Raw genomic sequence first — 18,984 nt, 5'->3', positions numbered from 1 at the left:
GATAGTCAAGTTTCAAGGATAAAAAAGTAGCGGTGTGGGACGATGAGTATGGGCAGTGCAAATGACATATCGTGCACCCGAAGCGGCCGGGGAAACCTGATGTCGTGGCGGACGGTTCCTGCGGCCCTGGCTCTGGCGGTGGTGATCTCGGCTGGAGCGGCGGACGCGCAAAGCTATCGGTTCTCGCGGATCGAGGTGCAGGGCAACCAGCGGATCGAGACGGGCACGATTGCGACCTATGCCGGCATCCAGCCAGGGAAGGCCGTCACTGCGGGTGAGCTGAACGACGCCTATCAGCGCGTCCTGGGCAGCGGTCTGTTCGAAACCGTCGACATCGAGCCGCGCGGCGGCACGCTTGTGGTCAAGGTGACCGAGTTCCCGACGATCAACCGGATCAACTTCGAGGGCAACCGCCGGATCAAGGACGACAAGCTGACCGACCTGATCGAGTCCAAGCCGCGCCGGGTGTTCAATCCGACCACGGCCGAGGCCGACGCCGACAAGCTGGCAAAGCTTTATTCGACACAGGGCCGGGTTGCAGCGACAGTCACCCCGCGTATCATCCGCCGCAGCGACAACCGGGTCGATCTGGTGTTCGAGATCGCCGAAGGCGGCACGACCGAGATCGAGCGCGTCAGCTTTGTCGGCAACCGCGCCTATTCGGATCGCCGGCTGCGCCGCGTGCTGGAAACCAAGCAGGCGGGTCTTCTGCGTGCCCTGATCAGCAAGGACACGCTGATCGAGGAGAGGGTCGATTTCGACAAGCAGGTCTTGCGCGATTTCTATCTGAGCCGCGGCTACATCGATTTCCGGGTGCTGAGCACCAATGTCGAATTCACCCGTGAACGCGACGCCTTCTACATGGCGGTGAACGTCGAGGAGGGACAACAGTTCCGGTTCGGCAACATCACCACGGTCAGCGAAATTCCGGAGGCGGATGCGGCTGAGTTCCAGGCGGCCCTCAAGGTCAAGCCGGGCGTCGTTTATTCGCCGTCGCTGGTCGAGAATTCCATCGCGCGGCTGGAGCGGCTGGCGATCCAGAAGGGGATCAACTTTCTGCGGGTCGAACCCAGGATCACCCGCAACGAGCGCGATCTTTCGCTGGACGTTGAATTCGCCCTGACGCGCGGCCCGCGCGTGTTCGTGGAACGCATCGACATCGAGGGCAACACCAGTACGCTGGATCGCGTGGTGCGGCAGCAGTTCAAGGTGGCCGAAGGCGACCCGTTCAACCCGCGTGAAATCCGGGAAAGTGCAGAGCGGATCCGCGCGCTTGGGTTCTTCTCGAACGCAGACGTCGACGCGCGCCAGGGGTCGAGTCAGGATCAGGTCGTGATCGACGTGAACGTCGAGGAACAGCCGACCGGTTCGCTGAGCCTTGGCGGATCCTATTCTTTGAACAACGGCTTTGGCGTCGCCATCGGCCTGAGGGAGAACAACTTCCTCGGTCGTGGCCAGCAAGTCGGTTTCGCGATCTCGACCGCATCGGATACCGAAGAATACACGCTGAGCTTTACCGAGCCCCGTCTGTTGGGCCGCGACCTGCAGCTAAGTCTCGATCTCGGCCTGACCGGGTCGGATTCCTCGTTTGCGAACTATGATACGAAACGGGCCTATTTCGCGCCTTCGCTGTCGTTTCCGGTATCGGACAATGCGAGGCTGCAGGGGCGGTATACTTTCAACACTTCGGAGATGCTGGCGCGGGACAATGTGACCACGGGTGTCGTCATCGCGCGGGAAATCGGGTACGGGCGTCGCAGCAGCAGTTCGGTCGGCCTGACCTATGTCTGGGACACGCGGCTGACGGGTCTCAATCCAAACGCGGGGATGCTGTTCCAGGTGGGCACCGATGTCGGTGTAGGCGGCGACAACCGGTTCGTGCGGACCAACGCCAAGGCAATCGCGCAGACCAAGATCTACAACGAAGAGGTCACGCTGCGGGCCACGGTGGAAGCAGGTGTGATGAGCTGGCGCGGGTCCAATACCAGCCGCAGCATCGACCGCTACTTCCTGTCGACCGATGTCATGCGCGGTTTCGAGCCAGCGGGTCTTGGCCCGCGCGACCTGTCGAACGGCAAGGACGATGCGATCGGCGGCAACAAGTATTTCGTGGCCCGTTTCGAGGCGGAATTCCCGCTGGGGCTGCCGGAAGAAGTGGGTCTGCGCGGCGGCGTCTTCTATGACGTCGGGAACCTCTGGGATCTGAAGAACGTCGATCTTTCGGGCACGGCGCCTGGCGATATCGTCGGGGCCGACGGGTCGCTGCGCCATGTGATCGGGTTGTCGCTGCTTTGGGATACCGGGATCGGGCCGCTGCGGTTCAACTTCACCAATGCGCTGCGAAAAGAGTCCTTCGACAAGGAACAGTCCTTCGACCTGACGCTTCAGGCCAAGTTCTGAGGCGGCCATGCATCGCCGAGGGCTCCTCGCGCGGATGATCGCAGTGGCGCTGGCTGTGTCATCGCCACTGGCATGTCCGGTGTCTGCCCAGCAGCTTGGACTGCCGCAGGGCGATATCCTGACCATTTCCTCGGACCGGTTCTTTTCGGAGTCCGCCTTCGGCAAACGGGTGGCAAAGGAGATCGAGGCCGCCGGCACGGCGCTGGCCAAGGAGAACCGCCGGATCGAGGCGGAACTGACCGCCGAGGAAAAAGACCTCACCGAAAAGCGCAGGGACATGGAGCCGGAAGCCTTTCGCGCACTGGCCGATGCCTTCAACGAAAAGGTCAAGGTGATCCGCAATACGCAGGACACAAAGGCGCGGGCACTGGCGCAGAAGTCCGACAGCGCGCGCGCCCAGTTCTTCGAGGCCGCCCGGCCAGTGCTGGTGTCACTGATGCAGGAGACGGGGGCTGGGGTGATCCTGGAACGGTCGAGTGTGTTTCTGAGCGCAAATGCGACCGACATCACCGAAATTGCCATCGAGCGGATCGACGCGATCGTCGGGACCGGGGAATGAGGGCAACTTGCCCATCCGGGTAAGGATTGCTAGTCAGGCAATGGGCCGAACCACAGGGATTTTCAGATGACGGACACCAAGACGCAGGCGGATATCCAGCTGATCCAGCGGATCCTGCCGCACCGCTATCCTTTCCTGCTGGTCGACCGCGTGGTCGATATCGACGGAACGTCCTCGGCCAAGGGGCTGAAGAACGTGACCATGAACGAACCGCATTTTCAGGGCCATTTCCCGGGCACGCCGATCATGCCCGGCGTGACCATCGTCGAGGCGATGGCGCAGACTGCGGCGGTAATGGTGGGCGTGGCGCTGGATTTCGCCGACAAGAACCTGCTGATCTATTTCATGTCGATCGACAACTGCAAGTTCCGGCGCAAGGTGATCCCGGGCGACGTGCTGGAGATGGAGCTGACCACGCTGCGCGGCAAGGCCGGCGCGAAGGTGTGGAAGTTCGCGGGCAAGGCGACCGTCGAGGGCGAACTGGCCGCCGAGGCGGAGTTCACCGCCATGATCGACATGCCGAAGGCCTGAGCGATGGCGGATATTCATCCCTCTGCCGTGGTCGAGCCGGGCGCCGAGCTGGGCGAGGGCTGCATCATCGGCCCGTTCTGCCTGGTCGGGTCGCAGGTGCGCCTGGGCGACCGGGTCGAGCTGAAGAGCCATGTCGTGGTGACCGGACGGACCGAGATCGGTGCGGACACGGTGGTGTTTCCCTTTGCGGTGATCGGTGAAATTCCGCAGGATCTGAAGTTCAAGGGCGAGGACACGCGGCTGGTGATCGGCGCGCGCAACCGCATCCGCGAGCATGTGACGATGAACGTTGGGACCGAGGGTGGCGGCGGTGTCACCCGGGTGGGCGATGACGGGCTGTTCATGGCGGGCAGCCATATCGCGCATGATGCGCAGATCGGCGACCGGGTGATCGTGGTGAACAATGCGGCGATTGCCGGGCATTGCGTGCTGGAGGACGATGTGATCGTCGGCGGCCTTTCGGGGGTGCATCAATGGGTGCGCATCGGCAAGGGCGCGATCATCGGCGCGGTCACCATGGTGACGAACGACGTGATCCCCTACGGGCTGGTGCAGGCGCCGCGCGGGCAGCTGGACGGGCTGAACCTGGTCGGGCTGAAGCGGCGCGGCGTGGCTCGGTCGGATATCACCGCGCTGCGGGCGGCCTTCCAGATGCTGGCGCAGGGCGAGGGCGCGTTTCAGGACCGGGCGCGGCGGCTTGGGGAAGAGACCGAGAGCCAGTATGTGCGCGACATCGTGGCCTTTGTCATGGGCAATACCGACCGGTCGTTCCTGACGCCGGGAGGCTGAGGCCATGCTTGCGCTGATCGCCGGGCAGGGGCGTTTGCCGGGCCTGCTGGCGGCGGCGATGGAGGACTCGGGGCGCGCGTTTCGCGTGGCCGAGCTCGAGGGGTTTCCGGCTGAGGGACTTGGCGGGCGGCCGACGCTGCGGTTCCGGCTGGAACATCTGGGCACGCTGCTGGGGCGGCTTTTGGACGAAGGCGCGCGCGAGGTCTGTCTGGCCGGGGCGATCCGCCGTCCGGTGATTGACATGAGCGAAGTGGACGCGGCGACCGGGCCGCTGGTGCCGCGCATTGCGGAGGCCTTGCGGGCGGGGGACGACGGGGCCTTGCGCGCCGTGGTCGCGATCTTCGAGGAGGCGGGGTTGCGGGTAGTTGGCGCGGGCGATATCGCGCCCGGTCTGCTGATGCCCGAAGGTGTGCCGACGCGCGCTCAGCCGGACGCGCGCCATGAGGGCGATGCGCAGCGGGCGGCGGCGGTGCTGGCCGCGCTGGCGCCGCTGGACGTCGGGCAGGGCTGTGTCGTCTCGGGCGGTCAGGTGCTGGCGATCGAGGCGCTGCCGGGCACCGACTGGATGCTGGCGAGTCTTGCGGCCGGGCATGACGGGCCGAAGGGCGGCCTGTTGATGAAGGCGCCCAAGGCGGGGCAGGACCGGCGGTTCGATCTTCCTGCCATTGGCGTTGACACGGTGCGCGGCGCGGCGGCGGCTGGCCTGGACGGCATCGTCATCGAGGCGGGCGGCGTTCTGGCGCTGAACCGTGAGGCGATCCTTGCCGAGGCGGACTCGCGGGGCCTGTTCCTCTGGGTGCGACCGTGAAGGTCTTTCTGGTGGCGGGCGAGCCGTCGGGCGACCGCCTTGGTGGCGCGCTGATGGCGGGGCTGAAGCAGCTTGCGCCCGGGGTCGCCTTTGACGGCATAGGTGGGGTGCAGATGGCGGCGCAGGGCCTGCAGAGCCGCTTTCCGATGGACGAGCTGAGCGTGATGGGGCTGGCCGAGGTGCTGCCCAAGTATTTCCACCTCAAGCGGCGGATCCGGGAGACGGCCGAGGCCGTGCTGGCCGAGAAGCCCGAAGTTCTGATCACCATCGACAGCCCGGATTTCTGCCTGCGGGTCGCCGGGCTGGTGAAGGCGGCCAGTTCGATCCGCACCGTCCATTACGTCGCGCCGACGGTCTGGGCCTGGCGGCCGGGTCGGGCGGCGAAGATGGCCGAGGTGATCGACCATGTGCTGGCGCTGTTTCCCTTCGAGCCGCCCTTGATGACGGCCGCCGGTATGGACTGCGACTTTGTCGGCCATCCGGTGGTGGCCGAGCCGCAGGCAACGCCCGAGGAGATCGCGGGATTTCGCGAGGAGACCGGCCTTGGCGACAGCGATGTGTTGCTGGTCCTGCCCGGGTCGCGCCGGGGTGAGGTGGAGCGGCTGGCGCCGGTCTTCGGCGCGACGCTGGAGCGGTTCCTGGCCGACCGTCCGGGCCTGCGCGTCGTTGTGCCAGCCGCGGGGCCGGTGGCCGGGATCGTGCGGTCGGCCGTGGCCGGCTGGCCCGGTCAGCCGGTGGTGATCGACCCGGGCGCGGTTGTCTGGAAGCGTGCTGCCTTCCGCACGGCGACGCTGGCGCTGGCGGCCTCGGGGACCGTCTCGCTGGAACTCGCCGCGGCGCAGACGCCGATGGTGATTGCCTATGACATGAGCCGGCTCAGCCGGATGATCATCAGCCGGATGCTGCTGGTAGATACGGTGACGCTGGTCAATCTTGTCTCGGAAACGCGGACGGTGCCGGAGTTCATCGGCAGCCGCTGCCGCCCCGAACTGATCGCCGAGGGGCTGGCGCGGGTGCTGGACGACCCTGACGCGCAGGAGGCGGCGATGCGGCTGACGATGGAGCGCCTGGGCCTTGGAGGCGCGCCTCCGGGCCTGCGTGCGGCGCAGGCGGTGCTGGCGCGGATGTGAGGGTTGCTCAGACGCCGCGCCAGATCCAGCCGCCGCCCAGAACCCGGCTGCCGCCGGTTTCATAGAAGACGCAGGCCTGACCGGGCGAGACACCTTCCTCGGCGCTGAGCAGTTCGACCTCGGCGGTGGTGTCGCTGAGCGGGCGCAGGACGGCTTCGGTCGGAGGGCGGGTGGAGCGGACGCGCACCGAGACGGGCCATTCCGCCCGCGCGGTCAGGGGTTCGTCGCCCAGCCAGTTGATTTCGCGCAGCGGGACGGTGCGGGTGGCCAGCATCGCCTTGGGGCCAACGACGACGCGGGCGTTGTCGACATCGAGCGCGACCACGTAAAGCGGTTCGGCCAGGCCGCCGACACCAAGGCCCCGGCGCTGGCCGATCGTATAGCGGATCACACCGTCGTGCCGGCCAAGGATGCGCCCGTCCGCATGGACGATATCGCCTGGCCGGCCGGCCCCGGGGCGCAGCTTTTCGATCACCGCGGCGTAGTCGCCATTCGGCACGAAACAGATATCCTGGCTGTCGGGCTTGTCGGCTACCGCGAGGCCGTATTGCGCGGCCAGCGCGCGCGTGGCGGCCTTGGAGGGCAAATGGCCCAGCGGGAAGCGCAGGAAATCGAGCTGTTCAGGCGTGGTTGAAAACAGGAAATAGGACTGGTCGCGCGCCATGTCGGCGGCGCAATGCAATTCCGCCCCGCGCGCGCCGGTGCGGCGCTGGATGTAATGGCCGGTGGCCATGCAATCGGCGTCGAGATCTTTCGCCGTTTCCAGAAGATCCTTGAATTTCACGCGTTCGTTGCAGCGGATGCAGGGCACCGGCGTTGCCCCGGCAAGGTAACTGTCGGCGAATTCGTCGATTACCGCGTCACGGAACACGTTTTCGTAATCGAGCACATAGTGCGGAAAGCCGCGCGTTTCCGCGACACGGCGCGCATCGTGAATGTCGATCCCCGCGCAACATGCGCCCTTTTTCGCCAGCGCCGCCCCGTGATCGTAGAGCTGGAGCGTGACGCCGACCACGTCATAGCCTTCGTCGGCCAGCATCGCGGCCACGACGGAACTGTCCACACCGCCCGACATGGCGACGACCACGCGGGTGTCGGCCGGCGCCTTGGCAAAGCCAAGCGAATTCAAGGGGTGGGCGTCGAGCGCCATGGGCCTGATCCTTTCGGGAGGAGGGATTGGCAGAATATAGGAAAATCCGTTATACTCGCAAGTGGTCGCTTCATGCCTCTTTAACGTGGATCCGACACTTTGGCCCCGGCAAACGAAGGAACGGGCCAATGTTTCTGAAAAAGGTCGATGGGCCCAGGGCGGTCACGCTGCCTGACGGAACGAAGATGACGCGCGCCGATCTGCCGGCGGGCAATACCACCCGATGGGTGGCGTCGCGCAAGGCGCGTGTTGTGCGGGGCGTGCTCTATGGCCTGATCAGCCAGGCCGAGGCGCTGCAGCTCTATGGGCTGAGCGAAGAGGAATTCAGAAGCTGGGTTGCCGCGGTTGCAAAGCACGGCGAAGACGCGCTGAAGACCACGGCGCTGAAGAAATACCGGGAAACGTAATTTTTTGCAGTTTCCTGCAGGATTTCGGTAACGTGTAGTTAACTAATTTTGGTCATTGTTGGTGAGACTGCCGGAGCACGGACCAAAAACGGAGAGGGATATATGCGCGTTTTGCTGGTTGAAGATGATCCGACGACCTCGAAAAGCATCGAGCTGATGCTGACCCATGCGAATCTCAACGTCTATTCGACGGATCTGGGCGAGGAAGGCATCGATCTGGCCAAGCTGTACGACTATGACCTGATCCTGCTCGATCTCAACCTGCCGGATATGAACGGCCATGAAGTCCTGCGTCAATTGCGGCTGTCGCGGATCGAGACGCCGATCCTGATCCTTTCTGGCGCGGATGACACCGAGAACAAGCTCAAGGGCTTCGGGTTCGGGGCCGACGACTATCTGACCAAGCCATTTCACCGCGAGGAGCTGGTGGCGCGCATCCATGCGATCATCCGCCGCTTGAAGGGGCATTCGCAATCGGTGATCCAGACGGGGCAGATTTCGGTCAACCTGGACGCCAAGACGGTGGAGGTCAATGGCGAGGCAGTTCACCTGACGGGCAAGGAATACCAGATGCTGGAGCTTCTGAGCCTGCGCAAGGGCACGACGCTGACGAAGGAGATGTTTCTGAACCATCTCTACGGCGGCATGGACGAACCCGAACTGAAGATCATCGACGTCTTTATCTGCAAGCTGCGCAAGAAGCTGAGCAAGGCCACCGATGGGGAAAACTACATCGAAACGGTCTGGGGGCGCGGCTATGTCCTGCGCGATCCGCAGTCCGACCGCATGGGCGCGCCGAAGCTGGCCATGGGGGCCTGACGCGCCGTCCGGGGCAGCGGTCGTGCGGGCGGGATTCGACGTCTGGACCTGAGCCGGGTCGCGCCCTATCACTTGAGGCGTATTGCTCGCGAGGCGCTGAAAGTGAACGAAGACGTCAAGGTCGAGGATCTGACCCGGCCGCAGGCCGCGGCGGAACTGGAGCGATTGGCCGCCCTGATCGCCGCCGCCAATACGGCCTATCACCAGGAAGATTCTCCCGACATTTCGGACGCGGCCTATGATGCGCTGAAGCATCGCAATGCCGCCATTGAGGCACGATTTCCCGATCTCGTGCGCAGTGACAGCCCGTCGGAGCAGATCGGAGCGCGCCCGGCCGAAGGATTCGCCAAGGTCACTCACAGCCAGCGGATGCTGTCGCTGGGCAATGCCTTTGCCGCCGAGGATGTCACCGATTTCGATGCCGGAATCCGCAAATATCTGGGCCTCGGGCCCGAGGCGGATCTGCGCTATACCGCCGAGCCGAAGATCGACGGGTTGTCGCTGTCGCTGCGCTATGAGGATGGTCGGCTGGTGCAGGCGGCGACACGGGGCGATGGATCGGTGGGCGAGAATGTCACCGCCAATGCGCGCACAATCGGGGATATTCCGCAGCGGCTGAGCGGTGCGCCCGCCGTGCTGGAGGTGCGTGGCGAAGTCTACATGAGCCATGCCGATTTCGCGGCGCTGAACGCGCGCCAGGCCGAGGCGGGAGAGAAGACCTTTGCCAATCCGCGCAACGCGGCGGCGGGATCGCTGCGCCAGCTCGATCCGGCGATCACGAAGGGACGGCCGCTGAGGTTCTTCGCCTATTCCTGGGGCGAGCTGTCGGAGCCCCTGGCAAAGACCCAGGCCGAGGCGATCGAGCGGCTGAACTCGCTGGGGTTTTCGACCAATCCTCTGACCGCCATCTGCAACGGTCCCGAGGACATGCTGGCCCATTACGCCGCGATCGAGGAGCAGCGCGCGACGCTGGGCTATGACATCGACGGTGTGGTCTACAAGGTTAACGATCTTGCCCTGCAGGCGCGGCTGGGTTTCCGGTCGACCACGCCCCGCTGGGCGATTGCGCACAAGTTTCCGGCCGAGCTGGCCTGGACGCGTCTGGAGGCCATCGACATTCAGGTCGGCCGGACCGGCGCGCTGTCTCCGGTGGCGCGGCTGCATCCGGTGACGGTGGGCGGCGTGGTGGTGTCCAACGCCACGCTGCACAACGAGGATTACATTGCCGGGCGTTCGGCCAGCGGCGAGCAAATCCGCGGCGGCAAGGACATCCGTGTGGGCGACTGGGTGCAGATCTATCGCGCGGGCGATGTAATTCCGAAGGTTGCGGACGTTGATCTGGAAAAGCGCCCTCCGGAAGCGATGCCCTATGTTTTCCCGACCACTTGCCCGGAATGCGGCAGCGCGGCGGTGCGCGAGACCGGGGATGCGGTGCGGCGGTGCACGGGCGGACTGATCTGCCCGGCGCAGGCCGTTGAAAAGCTGAAGCATTTCGTCTCTCGCGCGGCCTTCGACATCGAGGGGCTGGGCGCGAAGCAGGTGGAGCAGTTCTACGCCGACGGGTGGATCGCAGAGCCGGCAGACATCTTCACACTGAAAGAGCGCTATGGCTCGGGCATTCAGCAACTGAAGAACCGCGAGGGCTGGGGCGAGAAGTCGGCGAGCAACCTGTTTGCGGCGATCGAGGAGCGGCGGAAGATTCCGCTGGGCCGGCTGATCTTTGCCCTGGGGATCCGTCACGTGGGCGAGCAGGTGTCGAACCTGCTGGCGCGCCACTACGGCACCTGGGAGGCCTTCGAGGCGGCGGTGCGCGAGGCGGCGCCGCTGGAGGGGCCCGCGTGGGAGGAGATGAACAACATCGACGGTGTGGGCAAGGTGCTGGCCACATCGCTGGTGACGACCTTCGCGCAGGAGAGCGAGCGCGCATCTATCGACCGGCTGGTCGGCCATCTGGAGGTGCAGCCGGTGGCCGCGCCCAAGACCGAGGGCAGCCCGGTCTCCGGTAAGACGGTGGTCTTTACCGGTACGCTGGAAAAGATGACGCGCGCCGAAGCCAAGGCGCGGGCCGAGGCTTTGGGCGCGAAGGTGGCGGGATCGGTCAGTGCCAAGACCGACCTGCTGGTTGCAGGACCGGGGGCCGGGTCGAAGGCGAAGAAGGCGGCGGAGCTGGGCATCGAGACCGTGGACGAGGACGGCTGGCTCGCCCTCATCGCCGGGATATGAGCGGACGGCCGGTTGCGCTGTTCCCGCTGTTCGCGGGGCTGGAGACCCTGGAGGGCGTCGGGCCGAAGACGGCAAAGCTGCTGATCGATTCCGGGATAGAGACGCCCCGTGACCTGTTGTTTTCGCTGCCTCATTCGGTGGTGGACCGGCGGCGCCGGGATACCATCCGCGGGGCCGATCTGCCGGGGGTGGTGACCGTCGAGGTTACCATCGGCGCGCATCGTCCGCCGCGGGGCAAGGGCGGGGCCTATCGCATCCATGTCGAGGATTCGGTAGCGGATTTCCAGCTGGTGTTCTTTCATGCCCGCTCGGACTATCTGACCCGGATCGCGCCGCAGGGCAGCCGGCGTCTGGTGTCGGGGCGGGTCGAGATCTTCGACGGGATGGCGCAGATGGTGCATCCGGATCACATTCTGCCCCTCGAGGAGGCGGGCGATATCCCCTCGTTCGAGCCGGTCTACCGGCTGACGCAGGGTGTCACGCAGAAGACCATGTTCAAGGCGGCGCGGGGCGCGCTTACGCGGGCGCCGGACCTGGCCGAATGGATCGATCCCGGGCAGGTTGCGGCCAAGGCCTGGCCCGGATGGTTGGCGGCCATGGCGGCGGCCCATGCGCCCGAGGGGGCGGCCGAGCTGAGCCCGACGGCCCCGGCGCGCGAACGGCTGGCCTATGACGAGTTCTTTGCGCATCAGCTGACGCTGGCGCTGGCCCGGCGGCGCGAGCGCAAGGGGAAGGGTGTGGCGAGCGTGGCGACCGGCGCCTTGCAGGCGCGGGTGCTGAAGGCCCTGCCGTATCGTCCGACAAACGCCCAGGCGCGGGCGAGCGAGGAGATTGCCGCCGACATGGCCTCGCCCCAGCGGATGAACCGGTTGCTGCAGGGCGATGTGGGGGCGGGCAAGACCCTGGTTGCCTTCCTGGCGCTGCTGGTTGCGGTCGAGGCGGGCGGGCAGGGGGCGATGATGGCGCCGACCGAAATCCTGGCGCGCCAGCATCTGGAGGGGCTGCGGCCGCTGGCGGAACAGGCCGGCGTGGTTCTGGAAATCCTGACCGGCCGCGACAAGGGCGCGGAGCGGCGGGCCAAGCTGGCGGCGCTGGCGCGGGGGGATATCCAGATTGTCGTTGGCACCCATGCGCTGTTCCAGGCGGATATCGCCTTTGCCGACCTGCGGCTGGCGATCGTGGACGAACAGCACCGCTTTGGCGTGCGTCAGCGGATGGAACTGGGCGCCAAGGGGCTGGCCGCCGATGTGCTGGTGATGACGGCGACGCCCATCCCGCGCAGCCTGGCGCTGGCGCAATATGGCGATATGGACGTGTCGGTGCTGGATGAGAAGCCTCCGGGACGCAAACCCGTGAAGACGGCGGTGGTCAGCACCGAGCGGATGGACGAGGTGATCGGTCATCTGCGGCGCGCGATCGGCGCGGAGCGGCAGTGCTACTGGGTCTGCCCGCTGGTCGAGGAAAGCGAGGTCGTGGATCTGACGGCGGCCGAGGACCGGTTCCAGCGGCTGCGAGCGGCCTTCGACGAGGGCGTCGTCGGGCTGGTGCATGGCCAGATGGCGCCGGCCGACAAGGATGCAGCGATGGCGGCGTTTGTCGCCGGGCACACCAAGGTGCTGGTGGCGACCACGGTGATCGAGGTGGGTGTGAACGTGCCCAATGCGACGATCATGGTGATCGAACGGGCCGAGACCTTCGGCTTGGCCCAGCTGCACCAGCTGCGGGGCCGGGTCGGGCGCGGCGAGGCTGAATCGACCTGCCTTCTCATGTATCAGGCGCCCCTGACCGAGGGCGGACGGCGCCGGTTGGAAGTGCTGCGCGATACGGAAGACGGGTTTGTTATAGCGGAGACGGATCTGGCGATGCGCGGTGCGGGGGACATGATCGGCACGGCGCAATCGGGGTTGCCACGGTTCCAGATCGCGGATCTGGAACGGCAGGCGGCGCTGATGGCGGTGGCGCAATCCGATGCGCGGGCGCTGCTGACCAATGACCCGGAACTGGAGGGCGAACGGGGCAAGGCGGCGCGTGTTCTGCTGTGGCTGATGCGGCAGGACCAGGCAATTCGTTTGATTTCAGTGGGTTAGCTTTCGACTTCAGTCCATGTTCCGAAATGTTCGCGAATGTTCTTAAAAAGTTCTTTACAGACCCGCCGAAAAGTGAGAACAAAGGGGCAACAACGCAACACGGAGCAGACCCCGATGACCGAGATCAGAGACGCGCTTACCCGCTGCCGCGCCACGCTGGTACAGGATGCCGCCGGTACGGCGGCCCTGATGGTCATGCTGATGGTGGCGCTGCACCTGCCCGGAGCCTTCTGACCCCTTTCTGCCTGCGATCTCACGCGTGGCGTGCGCCTGTCGTCCGGTGCTTCCCTGTCCCAACTTCCGAAGCACCGGGACTTCGCCTGTCCTGATCTGCGCCGCCTGGTCCCACGTGAGTACGCATACCCTGCCGCCGCCATCCGCCCGGATGCGCGGCGGCTTTTTTTATGGCGCTGCGGTGCAGGAGAGGGTCAAGCGCAATGGGCCTGTTCGGCCTTGCCCATCGCCTCGGCCGTGGCTTCGAGGGCGAGCATGATCGAGGCATGGCGGTTCTTGTAGTCGCGCGCGGGCAGCAGGACGTCGAGCCCGTCGAAGGGAGCGTCCGGGGGTGGGGCGCCTTCCTTGAGCATCGCGCGGAGCTGGTCGCGGGCGGTTTCGATCTGTTCGCGCGTGGCGCCGATGACGGCCGAACCGACCACCGAGGCCGCCGCCTGACCCAGCGCGCAGGCCTTCACCTCCTGCCCGAAGTCGGCAATCCGCCCGTCCTTGACCGCGACATCTACGGTGATGGTCGAGCCGCAGAGCGGGGAGCGCTTCTTCACGGTGGCGTCGGGGGCCGAGAGACGGTCCGTATGCGGGATGTCCGCCGCCAGCGCGAGAATGCGCGCGGAATAGAGTTTGATCAGATCGTTGTCGCCCGACATGGACTTTCCCTTGGCCGCCGTTCCCCTTACATAGTCGCGCATCGGACTGTTGCAAAGAGCCTTGCCCATGACTTTCGACCCTGCCAGCCTGACCTTTGATGCCGCCGGCCTGATCCCGGCGGTGGCCCAGGACGCGACCAGCGGCGAGGTGCTGATGGTCGCCTGGATGAACGCGGATGCCGTGCGGCAGACGCTGGAGACCGGGCGGGTCACCTATTGGTCGCGGTCGCGGCAGGCGTTCTGGATCAAGGGCGAGACCTCGGGACATGTGCAGGAGCTGGTCGATTTCCGGGTCGATTGCGACCGGGATTGCCTGCTGGTGCTTGTGCACCAGACCGGTCCCGCCTGTCACACCAATCGGCGGACCTGCTTCTATACCGCCGTGCGGGACGGTGCCGAAGTGGAGCTGATGGCGCCGGACAAAGGGGCATGACAGGCGCCGCGTGCCGCTGCTAGACTTCCCGCGCAGGTCGGTTGCGGGAGGGCAGGGCATGGTCAGGTTCGGGTTGTTGGGATTGGCTCTGACCGGAGCTTTTGCGTTGGCCACGCCGGTGATGGCGCAGACACCGGGGTTTGACCCGGATGCAGCCTGCGGGGCAGAGCTGCGTGCGGCGGACGATACCGACAAGCTGATGATCGCAGCCTGGCTGCATGGCGTTGGCTCGGCGCGGGGGCAGGCGCAGGGGCCGGTGGATCTGGCCGCGGCGATGGATCTGCTGAACCAGTTGTTCAGCGACTGTCTGCAGAACGAGGCCGCCTCGCTGAATGAGCTGATGGCGGGTGCGGAGACGGTGCCGGAGGTGGCGGCCACCGGGCCGGAGGCAACCGGGGGCACTGAACAGGAAGCGCGCGCTCTGCTGGAACGGTTTCTCGATCCGGGTGCGGATCGCGTTGCGCTGACGGCCGCGCTGAAGCCTTCGCCCGAGGATATCGCCGCCGTCTATGACGAGCCGGTGGCCGGCAAGCTGGTGGCCAACTACGCGCAGACTTTCACGCCAGGGATCCAGATCGGACCAAAGCCGGATCAGGATTCGCTGCTGGTGTTCTATGCCACGACGGCGCAGCTGAAATCGGGCGATCCGGTTTTGGCGAATTTCCCGGGCGGATATAAAGACGTTCTGCCCTACTTCCGCGGCGACCATCCTATTGTCCGCTTCAAGTTCGTCACCGCCGGCAGCGAATTGGGGCTGGCCTTTGACGGGCTGGTGTATGTGAACGGGCACTGGGTGCTGATGCCCAAGCCCTGGCGGGCGCTGGAATAGGTCAGAGCAGGAAGCCGCGTCCGAGCTCGTCGCCCTCTTCGTGGATGAATTGCGAGGTGCCGGTGTAATATGCCTGTCCGCCGACGCGGATGGTCCAGGCTGGAGTGTCGCCGATCGTGGCGGGTTTGACCGCCTCGGCTGTGAAGATCGCGCCGGTGATGCTGGAAAACCGGCACCGGGTGCCCAGTTTGAGCCCGCGTGCGGTGGCGAGGGCCATGCGGGCGCTGACGCCCGAGCCGGTTGGTGAGCGGTCGACCTCGCGCGCTGCGAAGACGCAGATATTGCGCGTGGTCCGGTCCGGGCCGGGCTCCAGCCCGTCGGTCAGGATGGTGCCGTAGAGGAAGGCGAGGTCCGGGTCGTCGGGATGGCACAGGGGCAGGGCGCTGGCGGCTTTGGTGACGGCGGTTGCGGCCTCGACCAAATCCCGCAGGGGCGCGTCGAGCGTCAGCCCGAGTGCCTGCGCCGGCAGGATCGCGTAGAATGCGCCGCCATAGCCGATGTCGAAGGTGACCTGTCCAAAGCCCGGCACATCGACGCGGGCGTCGAGCCGGTGGGCGAAGGAGGGCACCGACAGGAAGCGCACCGCGCCGGTCTGCACCTCTTCGCCGTGAACGGCGACCTCGACCTCGACCCCAATCGGGCCGCAGGGGCACTGGATGGTGAGGTGGGTCAGCGGCGTGACCGCCGGCACCAGCCCGTGGTCCACGGCATAGCGCCCGAGCGCGATGACGGCATGGCCGCACATCGTCGAATAGCCTTCGTTGTGCAGGAAGAGGACGGCCATGTCGCAGCCCGGCAGGTCGGGTTCGACGGGGAGGGCGGCATACATGTCGAAATGGCCGCGCGGTTCGAAGATGATCAGCCGGCGCAGGTGGTCGAGATGATCGCGCGCATAGCGGCGTTTTTCTAGCAGGGTGGCACCCTGTACCTCGGCCCATCCGCCGGTGACGATGCGGACGGGTTCACCGCCGGTGTGCATTTCGACGGTGGTGATGGCCTTCATCCGCGCCTCCCCTGATGTCGCCGCCATCAGGCGCGATTTCGGGCGGTTGCGCAAGCTGCGTCACATGGCGGCTTGTGGTCGGGGCGGAATTTGATCAAATGTTTGCCGACCTGTTACTGGAGCCTGTCATGACATCCGCCTCAACGCGACTCGCCGGGATCGCGCAAGACCGCCTGACCGACTTCGCCGCGCGCGAGGCCGCGGCCTATGCCGCGGCGCGACCCAGGACGCGGGCGGCGCTGGAAGCGGGAGCGGCAACCTTTCTCGACGGTGTGCCGATGCACTGGATGAAGGACTGGCCGATGCCTTTTCCGGTGCTGGTGGACCATGCGGAAGGCGCCGCGATCACCGTTATCGACGGCCATGTGCTGGACGATTTCTGCCTTGGCGACACCGGGTCGATGTTCGGCCATTCGCCGGAGCCGGTGGCCGAGGCGATCCGGGCGCAGGCGGGGCGGGGCCTGACCTACATGCTTCCGACAGAGGCGGCTTTGCGGGTCGGTGGCCTGCTGAGCGGCATATTCGGTGCCTACCGCTGGCAGATCGCGACCACCGCGACGGATGCCAATCGCTTTGCCCTGCGGGTGGCGCGCGCGGTGACGGGGCGGCCCAAGGTTATGGTCTTCAATGGCTGCTATCACGGCACGGTCGACGATACGATGGTGTCCCTGCAGGACGGGCGGACCGTGGCGCGCCCCGGGCTGACCGGGCAGGTGGCCGATCTGACGCAGACGGCTGTCTGTGCCGAGTTCAACGATCTGGCCGGGGTCGAGGCGGCGTTGAGGACCGGCGAGGTTGCGGCGATCCTGACCGAGCCCGTGATGACCAATTCCTGCATGGTTCTGCCCGATCCGGGGTTTCACGAGAGGCTGCGCGACCTTGCCACGACGCATGGCGCGCTGCTGATCATCGACGAGACGCATACGATTTCCTCGGGCTTTGGCGGCTATAGCCGTGTGCAGGGGCTGGCGCCCGATATCTTCGTGGTCGGAAAATGTGTGGCCGGCGGGATGCCCACGGCGGTCTGGGGGCTGTCCGAGGATGTGGCCGCGCGATACCTCGCATACAACGCCGGCCGCGCCTCGGGGCATTCGGGCATGGGCACGACGCTTTCTGCCAACCCGATGCAGTTCGCCTGCCTGGAGGCGACGCTGTCGCGGGTGATGACGCCCGATGCCTATGCCCATATGGAGCGCGGCGCGGCACGGCTGGCCGACGGGCTGGGCGCGGCGATCGAGCGGGTCGGGGCGCCCTGGCACGTGGTGCGCGTGGGCGCCCGGGTCGAGTTCATCTGCGCGCCCGGTCCGCTGCGCAACGGGGCAGAGGCGGCAGAGGCGCATTGCCCCGAGGTGGAGGGTGCGATCCACACCGCGCTGATCAACCGGGGCAGCCTGATCGCGCCGTTTCACAACATGATGCTGGTGAGCCCGGTGACCCCGGATGCCGCCATCGACCGGCTGGTCGCCACCTTCGGGGCCATCCTGACTGAACTTTTCGAAAGGTCGATTTCATGACCCAATGTCCGTCTGGCGCCACCCTGGCCGAGGCAAAGGCATTCCTCGATGCTCACCCGGAGATCGAGGCCATCGACATCCTGCTGCACGATTCCAACGGGATCGGGCGCGGCAAGATCATCCGGCGGCATGAGCTTGAGGCGCTTTATACCTCGGGGCGGCATATGCCGATCTCGATCCTGGGCCTGGATATCTGCGGCGAGGACGTGCACGAGACCGGGCTGATCTGGGACGAGGGCGATGGCGACAAGCGGGCCTGGCCGGTTCCGGGAACGCTGGTGCCGCTGCATGGCGCCAATCCACCCCGGGCCGAGGTGTTCCTGGCGCTGTACGAGCTGGATGGCACGCCGGTGGGCTATGACCCGCGGCTGGCGCTGCAGCGGCAGGTCGACGCCTTTGCCGAGCGGGGGCTGACGCCGGCGGGCGCCTTCGAACTGGAGTTCTTCCTGCTGGCGAAGGAGCGCGGCCCCGACGGGAAGATGCGGCCGGCGGCCGACGTGCTGGACGGGCGGGTGAGCCACAAGACCGAGGTCTATTCGGTCGACCACCTGCACGGAATGCTGCCGCTGTTCTCTGACATCTATGCGGGCGCGGCGAAAGCCGGGATCGAGGCGGAAACGCTGATTTCCGAATATGCGCCGGGGCAATACGAGCTGACGCTGAACTATCGCACCGATGTAATGCAGGCGGCGGACGATCTGGTGCGGCTGAAGCGGATCGTGCGGGCGCAGGCCCGGGCGCATGGCGTAGTGGCCTGCTTCATGGCGAAACCGGTGGAGGAATATGCCGGGTCGGGGATGCATTTCCACGTCTCGCTGCGTGACCGCGAGGGGGTTAACATCTTTGCCGAGGCGCCGGGGAAGGGCTGGACCGACCCGCTGCTGCACGCGCTTGGTGGCTTGCGCGCGACGATGGGGGAGTCGATGCTGGTCTTTGCGCCGCATCTCAATTCCTGGCGGCGGTTTGCCAACCAGAGCTATGCGCCGGTTTCGACGGCTTGGGGCGTCAACAATCGCTCTGTCGCGCTGCGGGTGCCAGCGGGAGACGTGAAGGCGCGGCGGATCGAGCATCGACCGGCGGGGGTGGATGCGAACCCCTATCTGGTGGCGGCGACGGTGCTGGCGGGGGTGCGGCACGGGCTGGACCGGCAGCTGGATCCGGGGCCGGAGACGACGGGCAACGCCTATGACCAGCCGGACGCCGGGGCGGGCATCCCGCGCAGCTGGCACGAGGCAATTGTCGCGGCGGAGGGGTCTGAATTTCTGAAGCAGGCTCTGGGCGAGTCGATGCACCGGACATTCACGGCGGTGAAGGCGGCGGAATACGCGCGGGTGGCGCGGACGATTTCCGAAGTGGATTTCGACCTTTATCTGCATACCGTCTGACATCTCCGGGTGGAGGCGTGGCGGAACGCGCTTTCC

17 protein-coding genes are annotated in these 18,984 nt (G+C 66.1%); 14 read left to right on the top strand and 3 right to left on the bottom strand.

Annotated elements, in window-relative coordinates:
• Positions 1-99: 99 nt before the first annotated feature.
• The 6 genes from bamA to lpxB all read left to right on the top strand — a co-directional run bounded on the left by bamA (position 100) and on the right by lpxB (position 6,217).
• Positions 100-2,400: an outer membrane protein assembly factor BamA gene (gene bamA / locus ACFO5X_RS07930; protein ID WP_380716760.1), complete on the top strand. Its 2,301-nt coding sequence runs from the start codon at positions 100-102 to the stop codon at positions 2,398-2,400.
• Between the two features lie 7 nt (positions 2,401-2,407).
• Complete coding sequence (locus ACFO5X_RS07925) at positions 2,408-2,959, top strand: OmpH/Skp family outer membrane protein (RefSeq protein WP_380716759.1); 552 nt, start codon at positions 2,408-2,410, stop codon at positions 2,957-2,959.
• 66 nt (positions 2,960-3,025) lie between these two features.
• Entirely contained in the window at positions 3,026-3,490 is a 465-nt protein-coding gene (gene fabZ, locus ACFO5X_RS07920; RefSeq protein ID WP_380716758.1) for a 3-hydroxyacyl-ACP dehydratase FabZ, read from the top strand.
• 3 nt (positions 3,491-3,493) lie between these two features.
• Positions 3,494-4,279, top strand: a complete 786-nt coding sequence (gene lpxA, locus ACFO5X_RS07915) for an acyl-ACP--UDP-N-acetylglucosamine O-acyltransferase (protein ID WP_380716757.1) — start codon at positions 3,494-3,496, stop codon at positions 4,277-4,279.
• 4 nt (positions 4,280-4,283) lie between these two features.
• The gene (locus ACFO5X_RS07910; protein WP_380716756.1) at positions 4,284-5,087 is read left to right on the top strand and encodes an LpxI family protein; all 804 of its coding nucleotides are present in this window, start codon (positions 4,284-4,286) and stop codon (positions 5,085-5,087) included.
• Complete coding sequence (gene lpxB / locus ACFO5X_RS07905) at positions 5,084-6,217, top strand: lipid-A-disaccharide synthase (RefSeq protein WP_380716755.1); 1,134 nt, start codon at positions 5,084-5,086, stop codon at positions 6,215-6,217. Before ACFO5X_RS07910 ends, lpxB begins: the two co-directional genes overlap by 4 nt.
• 7 nt (positions 6,218-6,224) lie before the next feature.
• On the opposite strand, the gene mnmA is transcribed toward lpxB, so the two are convergent.
• Positions 6,225-7,367: a tRNA 2-thiouridine(34) synthase MnmA gene (gene mnmA, locus ACFO5X_RS07900; RefSeq protein ID WP_380716754.1), complete on the bottom strand. Its 1,143-nt coding sequence runs from the start codon at positions 7,365-7,367 to the stop codon at positions 6,225-6,227.
• 128 nt (positions 7,368-7,495) lie between these two features.
• On the opposite strand from mnmA, the gene sciP reads away from it, so the two are divergent.
• The 4 genes from sciP to recG all read left to right on the top strand — a co-directional run bounded on the left by sciP (position 7,496) and on the right by recG (position 12,903).
• Positions 7,496-7,774, top strand: a complete 279-nt coding sequence (sciP, locus tag ACFO5X_RS07895) for a CtrA inhibitor SciP (RefSeq protein ID WP_380716753.1) — start codon at positions 7,496-7,498, stop codon at positions 7,772-7,774.
• Positions 7,775-7,876: 102 nt separating this feature from the next.
• Positions 7,877-8,593 (top strand): response regulator transcription factor CtrA, encoded by a 717-nt coding sequence (gene ctrA / locus ACFO5X_RS07890; RefSeq protein ID WP_380716752.1) that lies wholly within the window; start codon positions 7,877-7,879, stop codon positions 8,591-8,593.
• A gap of 102 nt (positions 8,594-8,695) precedes the next feature.
• Positions 8,696-10,816 carry an NAD-dependent DNA ligase LigA gene (ligA, locus tag ACFO5X_RS07885; RefSeq protein WP_380716751.1) on the top strand — a complete coding sequence of 707 codons (2,121 nt, stop codon included), beginning with the start codon at positions 8,696-8,698 and terminating at the stop codon, positions 10,814-10,816.
• Positions 10,813-12,903 carry an ATP-dependent DNA helicase RecG gene (gene recG / locus ACFO5X_RS07880; protein WP_380716750.1) on the top strand — a complete coding sequence of 697 codons (2,091 nt, stop codon included), beginning with the start codon at positions 10,813-10,815 and terminating at the stop codon, positions 12,901-12,903. Before ligA ends, recG begins: the two co-directional genes overlap by 4 nt.
• Before the next feature lie 428 nt (positions 12,904-13,331).
• On the opposite strand, the gene ACFO5X_RS07875 is transcribed toward recG, so the two are convergent.
• Complete coding sequence (locus tag ACFO5X_RS07875; protein WP_380717289.1) at positions 13,332-13,784, bottom strand: iron-sulfur cluster assembly scaffold protein; 453 nt, start codon at positions 13,782-13,784, stop codon at positions 13,332-13,334.
• A gap of 67 nt (positions 13,785-13,851) precedes the next feature.
• Here ACFO5X_RS07875 and hisI point away from each other — a divergent pair, with 67 nt between their 5' ends.
• Together hisI and ACFO5X_RS07865 are read left to right on the top strand one after the other, a co-directional pair.
• The gene (gene hisI / locus ACFO5X_RS07870) at positions 13,852-14,217 is read left to right on the top strand and encodes a phosphoribosyl-AMP cyclohydrolase (RefSeq protein WP_380716749.1); all 366 of its coding nucleotides are present in this window, start codon (positions 13,852-13,854) and stop codon (positions 14,215-14,217) included.
• A gap of 58 nt (positions 14,218-14,275) precedes the next feature.
• Positions 14,276-15,046 (top strand): hypothetical protein, encoded by a 771-nt coding sequence (locus ACFO5X_RS07865; protein ID WP_380716748.1) that lies wholly within the window; start codon positions 14,276-14,278, stop codon positions 15,044-15,046.
• Between the two features lies 1 nt (position 15,047).
• Here the strand turns inward: ACFO5X_RS07865 and ACFO5X_RS07860 are convergent, their stop codons facing one another.
• Positions 15,048-16,049, bottom strand: coding sequence for a proline racemase family protein (locus tag ACFO5X_RS07860; protein WP_380716747.1), 1,002 nt, complete (start codon positions 16,047-16,049; stop codon positions 15,048-15,050).
• 128 nt (positions 16,050-16,177) lie between these two features.
• Between ACFO5X_RS07860 and ACFO5X_RS07855 the strand changes: the two genes are divergently transcribed.
• Both ACFO5X_RS07855 and ACFO5X_RS07850 read left to right on the top strand, forming a co-directional pair.
• Entirely contained in the window at positions 16,178-17,563 is a 1,386-nt protein-coding gene (locus ACFO5X_RS07855; RefSeq protein WP_380716746.1) for an aspartate aminotransferase family protein, read from the top strand.
• A complete protein-coding gene (locus tag ACFO5X_RS07850; RefSeq protein ID WP_380716745.1) occupies positions 17,560-18,948 on the top strand; it encodes a glutamine synthetase family protein in 1,389 nt (462 codons plus the stop codon). The genes ACFO5X_RS07855 and ACFO5X_RS07850 overlap by 4 nt, the downstream gene beginning before the upstream one ends.
• The last annotated feature ends 36 nt before the right edge of the window (positions 18,949-18,984 follow it).

This window comes from Seohaeicola nanhaiensis (assembly GCF_042654245.1).
GTDB lineage: Bacteria > Pseudomonadota > Alphaproteobacteria > Rhodobacterales > Rhodobacteraceae > Seohaeicola_A > Seohaeicola_A nanhaiensis.
This window is presented reverse-complemented; position numbering and strand designations above follow the sequence as displayed.

Coding starts and splice junctions, on each gene's coding strand:
- bamA (WP_380716760.1), top strand. CDS start 100: ATGTCGTGGCGGACGGTTCCTGCGGCCCTGGCTCTGGCGGTGGTGATC.
- ACFO5X_RS07925 (WP_380716759.1), top strand. CDS start 2,408: ATGCATCGCCGAGGGCTCCTCGCGCGGATGATCGCAGTGGCGCTGGCT.
- fabZ (WP_380716758.1), top strand. CDS start 3,026: ATGACGGACACCAAGACGCAGGCGGATATCCAGCTGATCCAGCGGATC.
- lpxA (WP_380716757.1), top strand. CDS start 3,494: ATGGCGGATATTCATCCCTCTGCCGTGGTCGAGCCGGGCGCCGAGCTG.
- ACFO5X_RS07910 (WP_380716756.1), top strand. CDS start 4,284: ATGCTTGCGCTGATCGCCGGGCAGGGGCGTTTGCCGGGCCTGCTGGCG.
- mnmA (WP_380716754.1), bottom strand. CDS start 7,367: ATGGCGCTCGACGCCCACCCCTTGAATTCGCTTGGCTTTGCCAAGGCG.
- sciP (WP_380716753.1), top strand. CDS start 7,496: ATGTTTCTGAAAAAGGTCGATGGGCCCAGGGCGGTCACGCTGCCTGAC.
- ctrA (WP_380716752.1), top strand. CDS start 7,877: ATGCGCGTTTTGCTGGTTGAAGATGATCCGACGACCTCGAAAAGCATC.
- recG (WP_380716750.1), top strand. CDS start 10,813: ATGAGCGGACGGCCGGTTGCGCTGTTCCCGCTGTTCGCGGGGCTGGAG.
- ACFO5X_RS07875 (WP_380717289.1), bottom strand. CDS start 13,784: ATGTCGGGCGACAACGATCTGATCAAACTCTATTCCGCGCGCATTCTC.
- hisI (WP_380716749.1), top strand. CDS start 13,852: ATGACTTTCGACCCTGCCAGCCTGACCTTTGATGCCGCCGGCCTGATC.
- ACFO5X_RS07865 (WP_380716748.1), top strand. CDS start 14,276: ATGGTCAGGTTCGGGTTGTTGGGATTGGCTCTGACCGGAGCTTTTGCG.
- ACFO5X_RS07860 (WP_380716747.1), bottom strand. CDS start 16,049: ATGAAGGCCATCACCACCGTCGAAATGCACACCGGCGGTGAACCCGTC.
- ACFO5X_RS07855 (WP_380716746.1), top strand. CDS start 16,178: ATGACATCCGCCTCAACGCGACTCGCCGGGATCGCGCAAGACCGCCTG.
- ACFO5X_RS07850 (WP_380716745.1), top strand. CDS start 17,560: ATGACCCAATGTCCGTCTGGCGCCACCCTGGCCGAGGCAAAGGCATTC.